This is a genomic window from Mycobacterium sp. E136, assembly GCF_001666865.1.
Classification (GTDB): Bacteria; Actinomycetota; Actinomycetes; order Mycobacteriales; family Mycobacteriaceae; genus Mycobacterium.
In genome coordinates, this window is sequence record NZ_LZJE01000373.1 from 1 (window position 1) to 19,199 (window position 19,199).

Below are 19,199 nucleotides of genomic sequence, written 5' to 3' on the forward strand. Positions count from 1 at the left end.
CGCGCCCGCCGCGAGATCAGCGTGAAGATCCCGGCCGGTGTCGGCGACGGGATGCGGGTGCGGTTGGCCGCGCAGGGCGAGGTCGGCCCTGGCGGCGGACCCGCAGGCGACCTGTACGTCGAGGTGCACGAGCAGCCGCACCCCACCTTCCTGCGCGACGGCGACGACCTGCACTGCACCATCTCGGTGCCGATGGTCGACGCGGCGTTGGGCACCACCGTCACCGTCGACGCGATCCTCGACGGGCCGACGGAGATCACGATCCCGTCGGGCACGCAGCCGGGCGCCATCGTGTCCCTGCGCGGGCACGGCATGCCGCACCTGCGCTCCGGGGTCCGCGGCGACCTGCACGCCCACATCGACGTCGTGGTGCCGTCACGGCTGGACAACGAGGACATCGAGCTGCTGCGCAAGCTCAAGGACAAGCGCGGCCGCGACGTCGCCGAGGTGCGCTCCGCGCAGTCGTCCTCCTCGGGCGGGGGCGGGCTGTTCAGCCGGCTGCGCGAGACGTTCAGCGGCCGCTGATGGCCCGGCGTCGCTCGCGCCCGCGGTAACCCATGTCCGCCGCGCTGTTCTACGTCGACGCCATACCGTCGGTCGGCGAGGTCGCGGTCGTCGATGGCGATGAGGGCTTCCACGCCGCCAACGTGCGCCGCATCCGCCCCGGTGAGCGGCTCCAGCTCAGCGACGGCGCCGGTGAGCTGGCGCAGTGCGAGGTCGACGAGGTCGGCAAGGGCAGGTTGACGGCGCGGGTCCTCGAGCGGCGCTTTGTCCCCGCCCCGTCGCCTGCGGTCACCGTCGTTCAGGCGCTGCCGAAGTCGGACCGCTCGGAACTCGCTATCGAATTGGCCACCGAGGCGGGAGCCGACGGCTTCGTGGCGTGGCAGGCCGCCCGCTGCGTGGCGCGGTGGGAGACGCCGGCCAAGGTCGACAAGGGGATCCGGCGGTGGAGCGCGGTGGCCCGGTCGGCGGCCAGGCAGTCGCGGCGGGCCAGGGTTCCCGAGGTCAGCGGGCCGGTGACGACGGCCGAACTGGTCGGTCGGCTCGATGACCGGTCGGCGCTGGTCCTGGTGCTGCACGAATCGGCGACACAGCGGCTGACGGACGTGGCGGTGGCCGGGGCCGATGCGGTGACGTTGGTGGTGGGGCCCGAAGGCGGGATCGCCGACGACGAGCTCACCGCGCTGACCGGCGCCGGTGCGGCGGCCGTGCGGTTGGGGCCCACGGTGCTGCGGACGTCGACCGCCGCGGCCGTCGCGCTCGGCGCGCTGGGTGTGCTGACCGACCGGTGGTCGTGACCGGCGGCGGCCTCAACCATTGGGTGGTGTCGCTGACCAGCGGTAAACTGTGAACACCCATCAGCAACGCCCAGGTGAGAATCAGAAAGCAGGCACTGGACCCTCTTGACGCCCCGCGAGACGACCGCTGGCTCTGATCAGTCTTCTGAGTCGGTACGCAGCAGCATTAACGTTCCGCCCGACCTCGTCGTGGGCCTACTGGGTTCCGCCGACGAGAATCTGCGCGCACTCGAGCGCGTCCTGGCGGCCGACATCCACGCCCGCGGCAACGCGCTGACCCTGTCCGGGGAACCCGCAGACGTCGCGCTGGCCGAACGGGTGATCTCCGAGCTGATCGCGATCGTGGCCAACGGCCAGTCGCTGACTCCCGACGTCGTGCGCCACAGCGTCGGGATGCTCACCGGAACGGGCAACGAGTCACCCGCCGAGGTGCTCACCCTCGACATCCTGTCGCGGCGCGGCAAGACCATCCGGCCCAAGACGCTGAACCAGAAGCGATACGTCGACGCGATCGACGCGCACACCATCGTGTTCGGCATCGGTCCCGCCGGCACCGGCAAGACGTATTTGGCGATGGCCAAGGCGGTCAACGCTTTACAGTCCAAGCAGGTGTCGCGCATCATCCTGACGCGTCCGGCCGTCGAGGCGGGTGAGCGGCTCGGCTTCCTGCCCGGCACGCTCAGCGAGAAGATCGACCCGTACCTGCGCCCGCTCTACGACGCGCTGCACGACATGATGGATCCCGAGCTGATCCCGAAGCTGATGAGCGCCGGGGTCATCGAGGTCGCGCCGCTGGCCTACATGCGCGGCAGGACGATCTCCGATGCGTTCATCATCCTCGACGAGGCGCAGAACACCACCGCCGAGCAGATGAAGATGTTCTTGACCCGGCTCGGGTTCAACTCGAAAATCGTTGTGACGGGCGACATCACACAGGTCGACCTGCCGGGCGGAGCCGCCTCGGGCCTGCACGCGGCGATGCGGATCCTCGACGGCATCGACGACATCCACTTCGCCGAACTCACCAGCGCCGATGTGGTGCGGCACCGGCTGGTGTCCGAGATCGTCGACGCGTACGCGCGACACGACGAACCGACGCAGCTGAACCGGGCACAGCGACGCGCCTCCGGCGGCCGGCCCCGACGGTAGCGGTCGATATGAGCATCGAGGTGTCCAACGAGTCGGGCATCGACGTCTCCGAGGAGGAGTTGATCAGCGTCGCCCGGTTCGTCATCCGCAAGCTGAAGGTGAACCCCGCGGCCGAACTGTCGATGGTGTTGCTCGACACCGCGGCGATGGCCGACCTGCACATGCGGTGGATGGACCTGCCGGGGCCCACCGACGTGATGAGCTTCCCGATGGACGAGCTGGAGCCGGGCGGTCGCCCCGACGCACCCGAACCGGGCCCGGCCATGCTGGGTGACATCGCGTTGTGCCCGCAGTTCGCCGCCGATCAGGCCGCCGCGGCCGGCCACTCGCTGGGCCAGGAGCTGGCGCTGCTGACCGTGCACGGTGTGCTGCACCTGCTGGGCTACGACCACGCCGAGCCCGCCGAGGAAAAAGAGATGTTCACCCTGCAGCGCCAACTGCTCGAGGAGTGGGTGGCCGACCAGGTCGAGGCGTACCACCAGGACCGCCAGTCCGAGAAGGAACGCAGGCTTCTCGACAACTCTCGATACTTCGACGAACTGTGACCGGCGTCGGACAGCTGATCTTCGCGATCGTGCTCGTGTTCTTCGGCGGGCTGTTCGCGGCGATCGACGCCGCACTGAGCACGGTGTCGATGGCACGCGTCGAGGAGCTCGTCCGCGAGGAGCGGCCGGGAGCGGTGCGACTGGCCAGGGTGATGGCCGAACGGCCCCGCTACATCAACCTGATCGTGCTGTTGCGCATCGCCTGCGAAGTCGGGCCGACGGTGCTGCTGGCCGCCTACCTCGACGGCCACCTCGGAGTCACGTGGGGACTGTTTGTCGCCGCCGCGATCATGGTGGTGGTGAGCTTCGTCGTGATCGGCGTCGGACCCCGGACCCTCGGCAGGCAGCATGCCTACACGATCGCGCTGCTGGCCGCCCTTCCGCTGCAAGCACTTTCGGTGCTGCTGACACCGATCAGCCGGCTGCTGGTGTTGATCGGCAACGCGCTGACGCCGGGCCGCGGCTTCCGCAACGGACCGTTCGCCTCCGAGATCGAACTACGTGAGGTCGTCGACCTGGCCCAGCAGCGCGGTGTGGTAGCCGACGACGAGCGTCGGATGATCCAGTCGGTGTTCGAACTCGGCGACACCCCGGCGCGTGAGGTGATGGTCCCGCGCACCGAGATGGTGTGGATCGAGAACGACAAGACGGCCGGGCAGGCGACCTCGCTGGCGGTGCGCAGCGGGCACTCCCGGATCCCGGTGATCGGGGAGAACGTCGACGACGTCGTCGGCGTGGTCTACCTCAAAGACCTTGTGCAGCGGACCTATTACTCCACCGACGGTGGCCGCGGCACCAAGGTCTCCGACGTCATGCGCCGCGCGGTGTTCGTGCCGGACTCCAAACCGCTCGACGAGCTGCTGCGCGAGATGCAGCGCGACCGCGTGCACATGGTCCTGCTGGTCGACGAATACGGTGCGATCGCCGGCTTGGTCACCATCGAAGACGTGCTCGAGGAGATCGTCGGCGAGATCGTCGACGAATACGACGCCGGCGAAGTGGTGCCCGTACAAGAATTGGGCGACAACCGATATCGCGTCTCGGCCCGGCTGCCGATCGAGGATCTCGGCGAGCTCTACGACATCGAATTCGACGACGACCTCGACGTGGACACCGTCGGCGGGCTCGTCGCACTGGAACTCGGCCGCGTCCCGTTGCCGGGGGCGGAGGTGACGTGGGACGGGTTACGGCTGCAGGCCGAGGGCGGACCGGACCACCGCGGACGCGTGCGCATCGGCACCGTTCTGGTCAGCCGCACCGAAACTCCCGAAGGAGACGACAATGAGCGCTTGCGCGAAGGCGGTGAGACACGATGACTGACCTCGACAGCGAGGACGCGAAACTGGTGACATTGGCGCGCAGCGCGATGGCCAGGGCCGAGGCGGGCACCGGCGCCGCCGTGCGCGACCGTGACGGCCGGACCTACGCGGCCGGCCCCGTGGCGCTGAAGGCGTTGGAGCTCACCGCCTTACAGGCCGCCGTCGCCGCCGCGGTGTCCAGCGGGGGGGCCGGTCTGGAGGCGGCGGTGTTGGTCGGAGGATCATCCGACGACGCGGGCGTTGCGGCGGTGCGCGAACTGTCAGCCGACGCGGCTGTGATCGTCACCGATCGATCCGGGCGCCCGGTGTGAACGACGAATTCCGTTCGGGCTTCGTCTGTTTCGTCGGCCGGCCCAACACCGGTAAGTCCACGCTGACGAACGCGCTGGTCGGGACGAAGGTCGCGATCACATCGAACCGCCCACAGACGACCCGCCACACCATCCGCGGGATCGTGCACCGCGAGCACTTCCAGATCGTGCTGGTCGACACCCCTGGCTTGCACCGCCCGCGCACGCTGCTCGGGCAACGGCTCAATGATCTGGTCAAGGACACCTACTCCGAGGTCGACGTCATCGGATGGTGCATTCCCGTCGACGAGAAGATCGGTCCCGGCGACCGGTGGATCCTCGACCAGATCCGCGCCGTCGCCCCCACGACCGCACTGGTCGCCATCGTCACCAAGATCGACAAGGTGCCCAAGGACCGCGTCGCGGCGCAACTGGTCGCGGTCAGCGAGCTGGTCGGTCCGGACGCCGAGATCGTGCCGGTGTCGGCCACCGCGGCCGAGAACCTCGACGAGCTCGTCGACGTGCTCGCGTCCAAACTGCCACCGGGACCGGCGTTTTACCCCGACGGGGAGCTCACCGACGAGCCGGAGGAGACCCTGATGGCCGAGCTGATCCGCGAGGCCGCGCTGGAGGGTGTGCGCGACGAACTCCCGCACTCGCTGGCCGTCGTCATCGAGGAGGTGACCCCGCGCGAGGGCCGCACACCCGAACAGGGCGAGCTGATCGACGTGCACGCGATCCTCTACGTCGAACGGCAGAGCCAGAAGGGCATCGTCATCGGCAAGGGCGGCGCCCGGCTGCGCGAGGTCGGCACCGCCGCGCGCCAGCAGATCGAGAAGCTGTTGGGCACCAAGGTCTATCTCGACCTGAGGGTCAAGATCGCCAAGAACTGGCAACGCGACCCGAAACAACTGGGCCGCTTGGGTTTCTAGCGCGTCAGCTCTGCGCGCCCGAACCCGGCTCCCCGAACGGCCTGCCGGGCCCGTGCGCCGGGGGAGCGCCGTCGCCCTTGCCGTAGACGGCCACCACCACCGAGCGGTCGATCGCGTTCGCCGACCACACGCCGATGTCGACGTTCGAGCAGTCGGACATGATCGCGTAGTAGTCGGGCCGGTGGTACCACTGGTTGATCAACTCGATGCCGCTGATCGCCAAGGCCGGGTTGATCGCCACCGTCTCGGCGACCGCGCCCGCGTAACCCGCATTGCGCGCCCGGTCGGCGGTGGTGCTCCCGTCGGAGCCGATGTCGGCGTTCAGTGCGCGGTTGTTGAGCACATCGTTGGTGTGCCACTCGGCGGCCAGGCGCAGCTTCGGGTTGATCTTGATATCGGTGGCGCAGCCCGCCTGCCGCTGCACGGTGAAGACGTTGGCCACCACGCCGTCGTTGAGGCGCTTGTTATCCGCGGCCGCCTGCGGGGCCCCGGCCAAGCCGGCCACCAGCGCCAGAACCGGAATCGCATATGCACAGCCCGCCGCTCTCATGGCGGAAAACTCTACGCGACCTCGTCGGAGACGTCCTCGGCTTCGCGCCGGTCGGGGCCCCTGGCCGGTTCCTGCTTCGCGGCGGGCTCGGGGTCGGGTGCGGGTTCGGGGAGCCACCACGGTTCGGGCTGGCGCACCGTCCACCCGTTGATCGCCTCCAGCTCCGCGGCCAGCGAAATCAGCAACGGCTCGCTGTTGGCCGGCCCCATCAGCTGAACGCCGATCGGCAGCCCGTCGGAGGTGAACCCGGCCGGCACGTTGATCGACGGCCAACCCAACAGATTCCAGGGCCATGTGACCGGGCACGCCTTGATCATCGTGCGGTCGGTGGCCAGCCCGCCGAGCTCGTCGAAGTCGTGCACCTTCGGCGGCGGCTGCGCGGTGGTGGGAGCGAGCACCACATCGGCGATGTTGAACATGTAGCCGATGCGGCGGTGCGCGCGGGCCTCGCGGGCGCGGGCCTTACGCAGGATGTGCTCGGACAGCAGCCGGCCCGTGCGCAGGTTGGCCCCGGTCCGCTTGTCGAGGGTGACACCGGGGCCCAGCCGGTCCGCCCAGTCCAGCAGCCCCGACGTCGACCTGGACAGGAAGTTCCACGACATTCCGAGGCTGTAATCGGGGTCGGCGGCGAACACGCTGTGTCCCAGGTCCTCGAGTTGCGCGGCGACCACCGACATCGCGGCCTCGATCTCGGGATGCAGCTTGGCCCGGAACACCGTGAACGGGAACTTCGTCGACATCGCGATGCGCAGCGGTCCGGGTGCCTGCGCCACGTATTCGGAGACCTTGACCGGCGGTGGCTGGTGGCGGTCACCGGGGACGTTGCCCGAGGCTGCGTCGAGCACCAGCGCGGCGTCGGTGACCGTGCGCGCCAGCACGCCGTTGACCGTGATCCCGTTGAACGCCTCCGCCAGCGGCCATGTCGAGATGCGGCCCCGCTGCGGTTTGATGCCGACCAGATGGGTCCACGCGGCGGGGATGCGCACGCTGCCCGCTCCGTCGGACCCGATCGCCGCGGGCACCAGGCCGGCCGCCACCGCGGCGGCGCTGCCGCCCGAGGAACCGCCGGGAGTGTGTTCACGCGACCACGGGTTGCGGGTGTGGCCGAACGCGGGCCCGCTGGTGAACGGCCACTGGCCGAGCTCGCAGGTGTTGGTCTTGCCGACGATGACCGCGCCTGCCGCCTTCAACCGCCGCACCACCTCGGCGTCCCCGGTGGCCGGGCGGACGTTGCCGTCGGCGCCGAACCGGGTCGGGACCCCAACGACGTCGACGTCGTCCTTGACCGCGATCGGAACGCCCAACAGCGGATACTTCGAAAGATCCTGGCCCGCCGCGCGTTTGCGGTCCGCGCGGGCGGCGTCGGCGAGGGCCTGCTCGGTGAACACCACGCGGAACGCGTTCAGCGTCGGTTGGCTGGCCGCGATGGCGTCGAGTGAGCGCTGCACCAGTTCCACCGACGTGACCGAACCGCTCGCGAGCTGGAAAAGCTGTTGAGTGAGGGTGGGGAAGCGCGCGTTTTTGACCATCAAGTAGAAGCTTATCGGCGGTGCGGATCGGAATCTGACGGACCGCAGTGGGAGACTGAACCGATGCGGCTGTATCGGGACCGGGCGGTGGTGCTGCGCCAGCACAAGCTCGGCGAGGCCGACCGCATCGTGACACTTCTCACCCGCGACAACGGGTTGGTGCGGGCGGTGGCCAAGGGGGTGCGGCGCACCCGCAGCAAGTTCGGCGCCAGGCTGGAGCCGTTCGCGCACATCGACGTTCAGCTGCATCCGGGCCGCAACCTCGACATCGTCACCCAGGTGCAGGCCATCGACGCGTTCGCCTCCGACATCGTCAGCGACTACGGCCGCTACACCTGCGCCTGCGCGGTGCTCGAGACCGCCGAACGCCTTGCCGGCGAGGAACGCGCCCCGATGCCCGCGCTGCACCGGCTCACGGTCGCCGCGCTGCGGGCGGTGGCCGACGGGGCCCGCCCCCGCGAACTCGTGCTGGACGCGTACCTGTTGCGCGCCATGGGGATCGCCGGCTGGGCGCCTGCCTTGACCGAATGCGCCCGCTGCGCGGCGCCGGGTCCGCACCGGGCGTTCCACGTGGCGGCCGGCGGCAGCGTATGCGTGCACTGCCGGCCCTCCGGATCGGTGACGCCGCCCCAGGCGGTGCTGGACCTGATGACCGCGCTGCACGACGGGGACTGGGAGTACGCCGAGACGTCCACGGCGTCGCACCGCAGCCAGGCCAGCGGGCTGGTGGCCGCGCATCTGCAGTGGCACCTCGAACGCCAACTGCGAACGTTGCCGCTGGTGGAGCGGGTGTACCGGGTGGATAGGAGTGTCGACGACCGGCAGGTGTCGGTGGTCGGGCAGGATGTGCCACATGGCAAGCGAACGGGCTGGGCGGAGGAAGAAAGCCCCGGCGGCCTACCCACAGCTGCCCCCGGCGCCTGAGGACTACCCGACCTTCCCCGACAAGTCGACCTGGCCGGTCGTCTTCCCCGAGATTCCGGCGGGCACCAACGGTCGCTTCGCCCGTCCTCCGCAGCACACGTCGAAGGAGGCCGCGCCGCGGATCCCCGCCGACCAGGTGCCCAACCACGTCGCCGTCGTCATGGACGGTAACGGTCGCTGGGCCACCCAGCGCGGCCTGCACCGCACCGAGGGGCACAAGATGGGGGAGGCCGTCCTCATCGACATCACCTGCGGAGCAATCGAAATCGGCATCAAACACCTGACGGTGTATGCGTTCTCGACCGAGAACTGGAAGCGCAGCAGCGAGGAGGTGCGCTTCCTGATGGGCTTCAACCGCGAGGTAGTGCGTCGCCGCCGGGAGAACCTCAACGACATGGGCGTGCGGATGCGCTGGGTCGGCTCCCGACCGCGCATGTGGCGCAGCGTGATCAAGGAGTTCGACATCGCCGAGCAGATGACCGTCGGCAACGACGTCATCACCATCAACTACTGCGTGAACTACGGGGGGCGCACCGAGATCGTCGAGGCGACGCGCGAGCTCGCGCAGTTGGCGGTCGACGGCAAGATCAAGCCGAATCGCATCACCGAGGCGACGTTCGCCAAGCACCTGCACCGTTCCGACATCCCCGACGTCGACCTGTTCATCCGGACGTCGGGGGAGCAGCGCGCCAGCAACTTCCTGCTGTGGCAAGCCGCCTACGCCGAGTTCGTGTTCCAGGACAAGCTGTGGCCCGACTACGACCGCCGCGACCTGTGGGCCGCCTGCGAGGAGTACGTCAACCGCAACCGTCGCTTCGGCAGAGCCGAATGATGTACCTGAGCGGCAGAGCCTGATGATGTACCTGAGCGGGAGGGCCTGATGGCGCTGCAGGAGCGGCTCGGCGAGGTCCTCGAGGGTGTGCTGCCCGTCAAGCGCGAGGACGACGGCGCGGTCACCGTCCACCACGACGAGACGTTCGCGTCGCTGCGCACGGTCCCGGTCGCCGAGGGCCTCGAGCTGGTCTCGCTGACCCAGATCCTGGCGTGGGATCTGCCGCTGGACGCCAAGCTGCGGGCCGCGGTCGCCGAGCACGCCCGCAACACGCTGCTGGGCACGGTGTCGCTGACGGCGAAGAGCGCGCCCACGGAGGTCGCCGCGGGCGCCAAGCGCAACTCGAAGAAGGCGGCGGATGTGTTGCTGCGCTATAACTTTCCGGCCGCCGGCCTGACCGACGAGGCGCTGCGCACGCTGATTTTGATGGTGTTGGCCACCGGCGCCGAGGTGCGTCGGGCGCTAGTCGGCTGACCCGTTCATCGCGCAGACACCGCAGACTCCGAAGATCTCGATGGTGTGGCTGACGTCGGAGAAGCCGTGCTGCCGGGCGATGTCGGCCGCCCAGGTCTCGACATCGCCGCCCTGGATCTCCACGGTCGAACCGCAATCGCGGCACACCAGGTGGTGATGGTGGTCCTGCGAGCAGCGACGGTAGACGGATTCGCCGGTGTCGGTGCGCAACGTGTCGACGACGCCGGCGGCCGCCATCTGCTGCAGGGTGCGGTAGACGGTGGTCAGCCCGATGCCCTCGCCGCGGCGCCGCAGCTCGTCGTGCAGCTCCTGGGCCGAGCGGAACTCCTCGAGGTTCTCCAACAGGTCGGCGATGGCCGCGCGCTGGCGGGTCGCGCGGACTCCGGTGGTGCTCACTCGCCCGCCTCGGCCGCGTGCGTCACCGCCGCGACGACGATGTCGGCGAGGTGATGGTCGACGAGGCGGTACATCACCTCGCGCCCGGACCGCTCACCGGCCACGACGCCCGCGGCCTTCAGGATCCGCAGGTGTTGGCTGACCAACGGCTGAGGCACCGCCAGCGCGTCGACGAGCTCGTGCACGCAGCGCGCCGACTCCCGCAGCTGCAGCACGATCGCGATGCGCACCGGCGCGGCCAGCGCCCGCAGCAGATCGCCGGAGGTGTCCAGCACGTCGCGGGGCGGGAGATCGGGATACGGCGCACCGCCGTGATCGTGGGCGTCCGCGGCCGCGACGCTTCCGTCAGCCAAAGTGGAAACGATTTTCATTAGGGCCAACAATACATGCGCTTCTATGCATGTCAACGGCGAAAGTCGGGGTCGCTAGGCTATGCAGTCGTGGCTTCATCTTCTTCGATCATCGACACCGTCGCGAACCTGGCCAAGCGGCGCGGCCTGGTATACCAAGCCGGAGAGATCTACGGCGGTACCAAGTCGGCGTGGGACTACGGCCCGCTGGGCGTCGAGCTGAAGGAGAACATCAAGCGCCAGTGGTGGCGGTCGGTGGTCACCAGCCGCGACGACGTCGTCGGCCTGGATTCGTCGATCATCCTGCCCCGCGAGGTGTGGGTGGCGTCGGGACACGTCGACGTGTTCAACGACCCGCTGGTCGAGTGCCTGAACTGCCACAAGCGGCATCGGCAGGACCACCTGCAGGAGAATTACGCGGAGAAGAAGGGGCTCGACGACCCGGATTCGGTGTCAATGAGCGACATCGCCTGCCCCGACTGCGGGACCAAGGGGCAGTGGACCGAGCCGCGCGACTTCAACATGATGCTCAAGACGTACCTCGGTCCGATCGAGACCGAGGAGGGGCTGCACTACCTGCGGCCCGAGACCGCGCAGGGCATCTTCGTGAACTTCGCCAACGTGGTGACCACGCAACGCAAGAAGCCGCCGTTCGGCATCGCGCAGACGGGCAAGAGCTTCCGCAACGAGATCACGCCAGGCAACTTCATCTTCCGCACGCGCGAGTTCGAGCAGATGGAGATGGAGTTCTTCGTCGAGCCGTCGACCGCGCGCGAGTGGCACCAGTACTGGATCGACGAGCGGCTGCAGTGGTACGTCGAACTCGGCATCGACCGCGACAACCTCCGGCTCTACGAGCACCCGAAGGAGAAGCTGTCGCATTACTCCGACCGGACCGTCGACATCGAGTACAAGTTTGGTTTCCAGGGCAGCCCGTGGGGCGAGCTCGAGGGTGTCGCGAACCGCACCGACTTCGATTTGTCCACGCATTCAAAGCATTCCGGCGTCGAACTGTCGTACTACGACCAGGCCAACGACACCCGCTACGTTCCGTACGTGATCGAGCCGGCGGCCGGGCTGACGCGGTCGTTCATGGCGTTCCTCGTCGACGCCTACGCCGAGGACGAGGCGCCGAACGCCAAGGGCGGCGTCGACAAGCGCACGGTGTTGCGGCTGGACCCGCGGCTGGCGCCGGTCAAGGCCGCGGTGCTGCCGCTGTCGCGCAACGAGGCGCTCTCGCCGAAGGCGCGTGACCTCGCCGCCGAACTGCGCAAGTGCTGGAACGTCGACTTCGACGACGCGGGCGCGATCGGGCGGCGCTACCGCCGCCAGGACGAAATCGGCACACCGTTCTGTGTGACCGTCGACTTCGACTCACTCGAGGACCAAGCGGTCACGATCCGCGAGCGCGACGCCATGACGCAGGACCGGGTGTCGCTCGACAACGTCAGCGACTACCTCGCCGCCCGCCTCAAAGGCTGCTGACCACTAACCGCGAGCGTGCGTGTTTGCACACGACAAGCGGCGGAAAGCCAGCACCTTACGCACGCTCGGACGGCGCCGAGCGTGCGCAACCCGTCGGGAATCGGCGGGGTGTCGTGTGCAAACACGCACCCTCGCCGGATGGGGAGACCTAGCCGCGGAGTGACCTAGAAGCGGCCGCCGCCGCCGAACATTCCGCCTCCGCCGCCTGAGCCGCCGAACGAACCGGGGCCGAACCCGCCACCACCGAACCCGCCGCCGCCGAAACCGCCGAAGCCGCCGCGCATCCCGCCGCTGAGGATGTTGCCGATCAGGATGCCGCCGATGACGGCGCCCATGTTGCCCCCGCCGCCGCGGCCGCCACCGAACGGCCCCATGAACGAGTTGTGCGCGTTCTGCACGTCGGCGTTGGCCAGGTTCTGCGCCTGCGACGCGAGCATTGCGGCGCCGTTGGCGTGGGCGATGGCCCCGGCGGGATCGCTCTCCCGCTTCTCTTCGGCGGCGCTGATCTGGCGAACGGCCTCGGCCAGCCGGGTGCGGGCCTCGGGCCCGATGATGCCGCGACGGGTGTCGATGAAATCCGACACCGACCGAACCCGCGAGCGCGCCGTGAACAGCGCTTCGTCGAGCGCTCGTTTGAGCCGCTCGGCCGCCTCGCGCTCCTCTTCCACAGCGGCCAGCAGTCGGTCGAGGTTCGCGTCCGCCTTCGTCAGTTCGGTGAACGCACCCAGCGGGTCAGTCGCCTTCTCGCGCTGCGCGATCGCGACGGCAGCCGCCGCGGCGTCGCGGGCCTCGGCCAGTTGCGCCGCTTGCGGCACGTTGCCCTGCTGGAGCAACGCACCGGCCTGCTTGATGCCGTTCTGGATGTCCTCGATCGTCGCGGGCAACGTGGCGGCGGCTCGCCGGATGTCGCTGGCCGCGCTGTCCACCGCATCGAGCAGCCCACGCGCCTGCACCAACGCGGACTCCGCCGCACGCACACACTCGACGAGTTCGCTCTGGCGGCCCGGCACCGGACGGGCGGCGAGCTCGCGGCCGCGGCTGATGTTCTCGTCGGCGAAGGTGAGCAGTTCCCTGGCCGCGTCGACGTTTCCGGCCACCGAACTCAGCGCCGCCGCGTCGAACTCGCTGTGCAGCTGTGAGAGTTTCTCGCGCGACGGGTCGAGCCGAGCGGTGATGTCGACCACCCGCTGGGTCATCGCGTCCAGCTTCGACGGCGCATTGATCACCAGGTTCCGCAGCTCGGTGAACGCGTCCCGCTGCGCGTCCAACTCGCGGTCGGCCTTGGCCGCCGCGACCACCACGCGGGTGAGCAGGTCGCGACGCTGGGCGGGCGTCTCCGGGATGGCGTCGTCGAGGATCTGCCGGACGTTGAACGCCTGCGCGAGCGTCGTTTTCGCGTTGTTCACCGCCCGCGTGAACGGCTCGGTCCGTTCCGCGCCGAACTCCTCGACGGCCAACTCCAGTTCGTGGTCGCTGGTGCGCACCGCGTTGTCCACCTCGACCACCATCGCGCGCGACAGATCGTCGAGCGCGTCCAGCGACACCGACGCCAACGCCTGCGGATCGGTGGGATCCACCCGGCGCGCGGCCGCGAACTCGGCCTCGCGGCGCTTGCCGCGCCGGCGTCGACGCCAGATCATCAGCACCACGACCGCCAGCGCGATCACCCCGAGCGCCACGAGCAGGCCGACCCAGCTGAGGCTGCCGGAACTACTCGACGCCGCGAGCCCGTCGGCCGCCGCGACCGCCGCCCCGGCCCAATCGCTCTGCCGCAGTGCGGGTTCGATGTCGTTGCGCCGGACGCTGTCCACCCGGCTCGAGCTCAACTCGGTGGCGCTGTCGGGCACCATGAACGCGTACGAGCGGTCGACGGTGGCCACCGCGAGCAGGGCGTCATACGAACCCAGGTCACTCGCGCGCATGGTGTTGCGCGCCCAGGTCTCGGCCGACTGACGGTCGAACGAGTCGACGTAGACCACCCACAGCCGGGTCTTGCGGCTGTTGTAGAGCGAGTCGATCGCGGACGTCACCTCCGCGCGGCCGGCGCTGTCGAGGACGCCCGCGTTGTCGGTTACGTAGCCCGGAAGTCGAAACGGCGGCTCGGCGGACACCGTCGGCGCGATCAGGGCACCGGCGGTGAGCATGGCGAGCACGAGGGTCAGCAAGCGGACAAGGCGCATGCCCGCCAATCTAGTGCGCAACGCAGTCGGGCCGGTCGGTGCTGGCAGACTATCCGTCGGTGACAGGCAACGGGGATCCCTACAACGAGTTCGACCGCGAGCGATGGGTGGTCGAACCCCCGAAGGGCGCCGCGCTCCCGGGCACCGACACCGAGCACCGCACAGATTTCGCCCGCGACCGCGCCCGGGTCCTGCACTGCGCGGCGCTGCGCCGGCTGGCGGACAAGACTCAGGTCGTCGGCCCGCGTCAGGGTGAGACGCCGCGCACCCGGCTCACCCATTCGCTGGAGGTCGCACAGATCGGCCGCGGGATGGCCATCGGCCTGGGCTGCGATCCCGACCTCGTCGACCTCGCCGGCCTGGCCCACGACATCGGCCACCCGCCCTACGGTCACAACGGCGAGCGCGCCCTCAACGAGATCGCCGCCGACTGCGGCGGTTTCGAGGGCAACGCCCAGAACTTTCGGATCCTGACCCGTCTCGAGCCGAAAGTGGTTGACCCACAGAAGGAGAGCGCGGGCCTGAACCTCACCCGGGCCGCGCTGGACGCGGTCACCAAGTACCCGTGGCAACGCGGGACGCGGCCGACCAAGTTCGGCTTCTACGCCGACGACCTTCCCGTCGCCGACTGGGTCCGCGCCGACGCACCCGCGGAGAAGCCGTGCCTGGAGGCTCAGGTCATGGACTGGGCCGACGACGTCGCCTACTCGGTGCACGACGTCGAGGACGGCGTGGTGTCCGGTCGCATCGACATGCGGGTGCTGGCCGACAACGACGCCGCGGCGGTGCTGGGTCGGTTGGGGGAGTCGAGCGGGATGGGCGGCGGAATGCGTGCCGACGACCTGGTGGCCGCGGCGACGCGGCTCACGAGCCTGCCGGTGGTCGCCGCGGTCGGTAAGTACGACGGCACCCTGGCGGCGTCCGTCGCGCTCAAGAAGCTGACGAGCGAACTGGTCGGCCGGTTCGCGTCGGCAGCCATCGCGGCGACCCGCGCGGAATCCGGCCGGGGCCCGCTGGTCCGCTATCAAGCCGACCTGCGCGTGCCCGATCTGGTGCGGGCCGAGGTCGCGGTGCTCAAGATCCTGGCGCTGCAGTTCATCATGTCGGACCCGCGGCACCTCGAGTTGCAAGCGCGACAGCGCGAACGCGTGCACCGGGTGGTGGAGTGGGTCGCCTCGAGGGCACCCGCCACGCTCGATCCGATCTTCGTGCCGGCATACAACGCGGCCGGTGACGACGATGCCCGCCTGCGGGTGGTGATCGACCAGGTCGCATCCTTCACGGAAGGGCGCCTCGAGCGCCTGGAACCCGCCTAGGCCTTCGCGCGGGGCGCTCTAGACTGGCCCGGTGGCCGGCCGTATTCCTGATCGCGACATCGCGGCCATTCGTGAGCAGGTTCGCATCGAGGACGTCGTCGGCGACTACGTGCAGTTGCGCCGTGCGGGCGCGGACTCCATGAAGGGGCTGTGCCCGTTCCACGACGAGAAGTCGCCGTCGTTCCACGTGCGGCCGAATCACGGCCACTTCCACTGCTTCGGTTGTGGGGAGGGCGGCGACGTCTATGCGTTCGTCCAGAAGATCGAGCACGTCAGCTTCGTGGAGTCGGTCGAACTGCTCGCCGACCGCGTCGGCTACACCATCACCTACACCGGCGGTTCGACCACCAACGTGCAGCGTGACCGCGGTAGCCGCAGCAGGTTGCTGGCCGCCAACGCGGCGGCGCAGGAGTTCTATGCGGCCGCGCTGGAGTCCGATGAGGCCGCACCTGCGCGCCAGTACCTGATCGAGAGGAACTTCGACGGTCAGGCGGCCAAACGGTTCGGTTGCGGTTTCGCGCCGTCGGGTTGGGATTCGTTGACGAAACAGCTGCTGCGCAAGGGTTTTGAGTTCAAGGAACTCGAGGCGGCCGGCCTGTCGCGAGAGGGTAAACGCGGCCCGATGGACCGGTTCCACCGTCGGCTGCTGTGGCCGATCAAGGCCAGCGGCGGCGAGGTGATCGGCTTCGGTGCCCGTCGGATCTTCGACGACGATCCGATGGAAGCCAAGTACGTCAACACCCCGGAGACGGTTCTGTACAAGAAGTCGGCGGTGCTGTTCGGCCTGGATCTGGCCAAACGCGATATCGCCAAGGGTCACCAAGCGGTCGTGGTCGAGGGCTACACCGACGTGATGGCGATGCATCTGGCCGGGGTGACGACGGCGGTCGCGTCGTGCGGAACGGCGTTCGGCGACGAGCACTTGTCGATGCTGCGCCGACTCATGATGGACGACAACTTCTTTCGCGGTGAACTGATCTACGTCTTCGACGGCGACGCCGCGGGTCGCGCCGCGGCGATCAAGGCGTTCGAGGGTGAGCAGAACCTCGCGGGCCAGTCGTTCGTCGCGGTGGCCTCAGAAGACAAATTAGCTGGGATGGATCCGTGTGACATCCGGCTTCATTTCGGCGACGGTGCGCTGCGCGACCTGGTGGCACGCCGAACGCCGTTGTTCGAGTTCGCCATTCGCACGGCGCTCGCCGAACACGACCTCGACAGCGCGGAGGGCCGCGTCGCCGCGCTGCGCCGGTGCGTGCCGATGGTGGCCCGCATCAAGGAGCCGATGCTGCGCGACGAGTACGCGCGACGGCTCACGGGCTGGGTGGGCTGGGCCGACGAGGCGCAGGTGCTGAGCCGGGTGCGCGAGGAGGCGCAGAAGCGCGGCCTGCCCGAACGCGGCGGGCGCCGGCGCGCCAACGACCAGGCGCAGTCGCGCCGGTCGCGCACCCCGGATGTGGGGGCACGGCCCGACCCGGCCGACCCGACGCTGTGGCCGCAGCGCGAAGCGCTCAAAGCAGCTCTGCAGTATCCGGCACTGGCGGGGCCGGTGTTCGACTCGCTGACCGTCGAAAGCTTCACGCATCCGGGTTATGCGGCGGTGCGTTCGGCGATCGATGCCGCGGGTGGCACGTCGGCAGGCCAATCGGGGGCCGAATGGATCGAGACGGTCCGGTCCAAGACCGAGGCGCCGGCCGCGGCGAGCCTGGTCAACGAACTCGGTGTCGAGGCCATCAACGTCGTCGACGACGAGCGGTTGCCGCGCTACATCGGCGGAGTGCTGGCCCGGTTGCAGGAAGTGTGGGTGGGCCGCCAGATCGCCGAGGTCAAGTCCAAGCTCCAGCGGATGTCGCCGGTCGAGCAGGGCGACGAATACCACGCGCTGTTCGGCGACCTGGTCGCGATGGAGGCCTATCGCCGCAGCCTGCTCGAGCAGGCCAGCGGAGACGACATCTCTGCGTAGTCCGCGGTAACGCGATAGGGTGAGCGCGCTATACAACCGTGGAACGGTCAGGAAGGCGTGCACGTGACATCGACCGACAACCGGGCGCGACGGTTCGTCGCCGCCGGCGCATTCGCCGTCGCCGCGGTCGCGGCCCCGATCGCCGCCTCCGTTCTGGGAAGTACGTCCGATGCCGGCCAGCCGCTCGGCCAATGCCTGGCGTGGTTCGGGAACAAGGAAGACGGCCACTGCCTCGGAGTTTCCAACGGCAACGGCGTCAATGTCGGAACACCGCAGTTCGGCCTCAACGGGCCCGACGGGGCCGGCGTCAGCACCGGCCCGATGCTGCCGGGCCGCATCTACGGCAACGGTACGGGCTTCTAGACCTATCGGGCCCTTCGCACCTGCGCGGTCTCGGGACCGATGACCTCGGTTCCGTTGTCGATCTCGGTCAACTTGACCAGCGGCGGGTCCGGCGAGACCCGGTCAGCGATCTTGCGGCGTCCGGCGTCGAGCACGGCCTTCGCGGCGGGGCTCTCGGTGACCGCCTTATAGGTTCCAGCGATCTGCTCATACCGGCGTCGGCCGGCCTTGGAGCCGAGTACGTAGCCGACACCCAATACGACGAAATACCCGATCACGGGGTCCCTTCCAAACGATGGTGCGTTGTGTTCCATCCTGCCTCACGGACCTGAGAGCGCGAGCGGAGGCGGCGTATTGGCGGCGCCGCCGACACGTACGCTAGAGTCAACCCCCGTCCCGCGCAGAGCGAGATCGCGGGCGAGCAGTCCCCTGTAGCTCAATTGGCAGAGCATTCGGCTGTTAACCGAAGGGTTGCTGGTTCGAGTCCAGCCGGGGGAGCAGGCATTACGACTTTCGATTGCTCGACCGTGTCGGGACCACTCTTCCCACTCCGCGCAGCGCATGATGGGCGCATGGCTGAAGCAGGACTCTGGATCGCGTGGGGAATTCCCACCCGTGGACGCGAAGTGCAGGCACTCGATCACTTCCGGGAATCGCTCGAAGGTTATGGCGCCCAGCTCCTGCGCGACGAGAAAATCGAGCGCTACGACGTCGCGATCCTGCGCCCGCAGAATATCGAGCTCGGGGGTTTCGTTCTGGTCCAGGGATCGAAGGAACAGATCGACGCGCTGCGCCGCAACGAGGACTTTCAGCAGTTCGTGAACCACATCCAACTGGTTGCTGACAGGGTCGGCATGGTCGACGCTTGGGTCAACGACGGCCTCGAAGAGGCGTTCGGTCTCTACGAGAAGGCCCTGCAGAAGGCGGGCATCACCTCCTAGAGGTAGCTCTGGGTTGAGAGCGTCACGCAAAACCCCTCTACGGCGAGGACTGCACTGACAGTTGTTGCGGATGAGACATCTGCGTATTTTGCTGTGTGCCCCCATAACTGCTATTACATTGCTTCAACGGGGAGACGTTGGTCGTGGCACCCGACGCCAGTGACCGGGCATCGGCGAAGGCGACGTACGTCGTGCCTTCCTCCGGGATGTCACCGGGATCGGTGATCGATCGCTCGGTCGTCCCCTTGGTCGTGGCCGTGTTGGTCGCCACCGTGTTGGTTGTGGCACCCTGCTGTTCCGTCGATGAGTTCGAGGTACCGCCGGGCTTCGATTGGAGCGACGGATCGGTGTCGTCCGGATCGGATTTCTTTTCCGGCTCGGCCGTCG

22 protein-coding genes and 1 tRNA gene are annotated in these 19,199 nt (G+C 68.7%); 16 read left to right on the forward strand and 7 right to left on the reverse strand.

Going from position 1 to position 19,199, the window contains the following annotated elements:
- The 7 genes from A5698_RS25530 to era all read left to right on the forward strand — a co-directional run.
- Positions 1-525 (forward strand): DnaJ C-terminal domain-containing protein (locus A5698_RS25530; protein WP_286144638.1); only part of this gene is annotated, 525 nt, incomplete at its 5' end.
- 32 nt (positions 526-557) lie between these two features.
- Positions 558-1,298, forward strand: coding sequence for a 16S rRNA (uracil(1498)-N(3))-methyltransferase (locus A5698_RS25535; protein ID WP_068302790.1), 741 nt, complete (start codon positions 558-560; stop codon positions 1,296-1,298).
- Between the two features lie 105 nt (positions 1,299-1,403).
- Positions 1,404-2,447 carry a PhoH family protein gene (locus A5698_RS25540; RefSeq protein WP_068302794.1) on the forward strand — a complete coding sequence of 348 codons (1,044 nt, stop codon included), beginning with the start codon at positions 1,404-1,406 and terminating at the stop codon, positions 2,445-2,447.
- Positions 2,448-2,455: 8 nt separating this feature from the next.
- Positions 2,456-2,992 carry an rRNA maturation RNase YbeY gene (gene ybeY, locus A5698_RS25545; RefSeq protein ID WP_068302796.1) on the forward strand — a complete coding sequence of 179 codons (537 nt, stop codon included), beginning with the start codon at positions 2,456-2,458 and terminating at the stop codon, positions 2,990-2,992.
- On the forward strand, positions 2,989-4,308 hold the full coding sequence (locus A5698_RS25550; protein WP_067088059.1) for a hemolysin family protein: 1,320 nt from the start codon (positions 2,989-2,991) through the stop codon (positions 4,306-4,308). The genes ybeY and A5698_RS25550 overlap by 4 nt, the downstream gene beginning before the upstream one ends.
- Positions 4,305-4,622: a cytidine deaminase-like protein gene (locus tag A5698_RS25555; RefSeq protein WP_068302801.1), complete on the forward strand. Its 318-nt coding sequence runs from the start codon at positions 4,305-4,307 to the stop codon at positions 4,620-4,622. The genes A5698_RS25550 and A5698_RS25555 overlap by 4 nt, the downstream gene beginning before the upstream one ends.
- Positions 4,619-5,533, forward strand: coding sequence for a GTPase Era (era, locus tag A5698_RS25560; RefSeq protein ID WP_067088055.1), 915 nt, complete (start codon positions 4,619-4,621; stop codon positions 5,531-5,533). The genes A5698_RS25555 and era overlap by 4 nt, the downstream gene beginning before the upstream one ends.
- Before the next feature lie 4 nt (positions 5,534-5,537).
- Here era and A5698_RS25565 read toward each other — a convergent pair whose 3' ends face one another.
- Positions 5,538-6,083, reverse strand: coding sequence for a CAP domain-containing protein (locus A5698_RS25565; protein WP_068302806.1), 546 nt, complete (start codon positions 6,081-6,083; stop codon positions 5,538-5,540).
- Between the two features lie 11 nt (positions 6,084-6,094).
- Positions 6,095-7,612 (reverse strand): amidase, encoded by a 1,518-nt coding sequence (locus A5698_RS25570; protein WP_068302810.1) that lies wholly within the window; start codon positions 7,610-7,612, stop codon positions 6,095-6,097.
- A 63-nt stretch (positions 7,613-7,675) separates the two neighbouring features.
- Here A5698_RS25570 and recO point away from each other — a divergent pair, with 63 nt between their 5' ends.
- Genes recO through A5698_RS25585 form a run of 3 tightly spaced genes read left to right on the forward strand, consistent with a single transcriptional unit; the run spans position 7,676 to position 9,842 of the window.
- Entirely contained in the window at positions 7,676-8,536 is an 861-nt protein-coding gene (gene recO, locus A5698_RS25575; protein WP_067088046.1) for a DNA repair protein RecO, read from the forward strand.
- Entirely contained in the window at positions 8,466-9,368 is a 903-nt protein-coding gene (locus tag A5698_RS25580) for a decaprenyl diphosphate synthase (protein ID WP_068302812.1), read from the forward strand. Before recO ends, A5698_RS25580 begins: the two co-directional genes overlap by 71 nt.
- A 48-nt stretch (positions 9,369-9,416) precedes the next feature.
- Entirely contained in the window at positions 9,417-9,842 is a 426-nt protein-coding gene (locus A5698_RS25585; RefSeq protein WP_068302818.1) for a hypothetical protein, read from the forward strand.
- On the opposite strand, the gene A5698_RS25590 is transcribed toward A5698_RS25585, so the two are convergent.
- Both A5698_RS25590 and A5698_RS25595 read right to left on the reverse strand, forming a co-directional pair.
- Positions 9,831-10,238 (reverse strand): Fur family transcriptional regulator, encoded by a 408-nt coding sequence (locus tag A5698_RS25590; protein WP_068302824.1) that lies wholly within the window; start codon positions 10,236-10,238, stop codon positions 9,831-9,833. The genes A5698_RS25585 and A5698_RS25590 overlap by 12 nt on opposite strands.
- Positions 10,235-10,609 carry an ArsR/SmtB family transcription factor gene (locus tag A5698_RS25595; protein WP_067088036.1) on the reverse strand — a complete coding sequence of 125 codons (375 nt, stop codon included), beginning with the start codon at positions 10,607-10,609 and terminating at the stop codon, positions 10,235-10,237. Before A5698_RS25595 ends, A5698_RS25590 begins: the two co-directional genes overlap by 4 nt.
- Before the next feature lie 69 nt (positions 10,610-10,678).
- Here A5698_RS25595 and A5698_RS25600 point away from each other — a divergent pair, with 69 nt between their 5' ends.
- Positions 10,679-12,073 (forward strand): glycine--tRNA ligase, encoded by a 1,395-nt coding sequence (locus A5698_RS25600; RefSeq protein ID WP_068302826.1) that lies wholly within the window; start codon positions 10,679-10,681, stop codon positions 12,071-12,073.
- A gap of 164 nt (positions 12,074-12,237) precedes the next feature.
- Here the strand turns inward: A5698_RS25600 and A5698_RS25605 are convergent, their stop codons facing one another.
- Positions 12,238-14,253: a TPM domain-containing protein gene (locus A5698_RS25605; RefSeq protein ID WP_068302830.1), complete on the reverse strand. Its 2,016-nt coding sequence runs from the start codon at positions 14,251-14,253 to the stop codon at positions 12,238-12,240.
- A gap of 59 nt (positions 14,254-14,312) precedes the next feature.
- Between A5698_RS25605 and A5698_RS25610 the strand changes: the two genes are divergently transcribed.
- The 3 genes from A5698_RS25610 to A5698_RS25620 all read left to right on the forward strand — a co-directional run bounded on the left by A5698_RS25610 (position 14,313) and on the right by A5698_RS25620 (position 17,892).
- Complete coding sequence (locus tag A5698_RS25610; RefSeq protein ID WP_068302849.1) at positions 14,313-15,569, forward strand: deoxyguanosinetriphosphate triphosphohydrolase; 1,257 nt, start codon at positions 14,313-14,315, stop codon at positions 15,567-15,569.
- A 31-nt stretch (positions 15,570-15,600) separates the two neighbouring features.
- Entirely contained in the window at positions 15,601-17,529 is a 1,929-nt protein-coding gene (dnaG, locus tag A5698_RS25615; RefSeq protein ID WP_068302834.1) for a DNA primase, read from the forward strand.
- 63 nt (positions 17,530-17,592) lie between these two features.
- The gene (locus tag A5698_RS25620) at positions 17,593-17,892 is read left to right on the forward strand and encodes a DUF7155 family protein (protein WP_502688987.1); all 300 of its coding nucleotides are present in this window, start codon (positions 17,593-17,595) and stop codon (positions 17,890-17,892) included.
- Between the two features lie 2 nt (positions 17,893-17,894).
- On the opposite strand, the gene A5698_RS25625 is transcribed toward A5698_RS25620, so the two are convergent.
- The gene (locus A5698_RS25625) at positions 17,895-18,149 is read right to left on the reverse strand and encodes a hypothetical protein (protein WP_067088028.1); all 255 of its coding nucleotides are present in this window, start codon (positions 18,147-18,149) and stop codon (positions 17,895-17,897) included.
- A 147-nt stretch (positions 18,150-18,296) separates the two neighbouring features.
- On the opposite strand from A5698_RS25625, the gene A5698_RS25630 reads away from it, so the two are divergent.
- Positions 18,297-18,369, forward strand: a tRNA-Asn gene (locus A5698_RS25630).
- A gap of 74 nt (positions 18,370-18,443) precedes the next feature.
- Entirely contained in the window at positions 18,444-18,812 is a 369-nt protein-coding gene (locus A5698_RS25635) for a hypothetical protein (RefSeq protein WP_068302842.1), read from the forward strand.
- A gap of 37 nt (positions 18,813-18,849) precedes the next feature.
- Here the strand turns inward: A5698_RS25635 and A5698_RS29180 are convergent.
- Positions 18,850-19,199, reverse strand: a 350-nt coding sequence (locus A5698_RS29180; RefSeq protein WP_197506893.1) for a hypothetical protein, incomplete at its 5' end; no start/stop codon positions are given.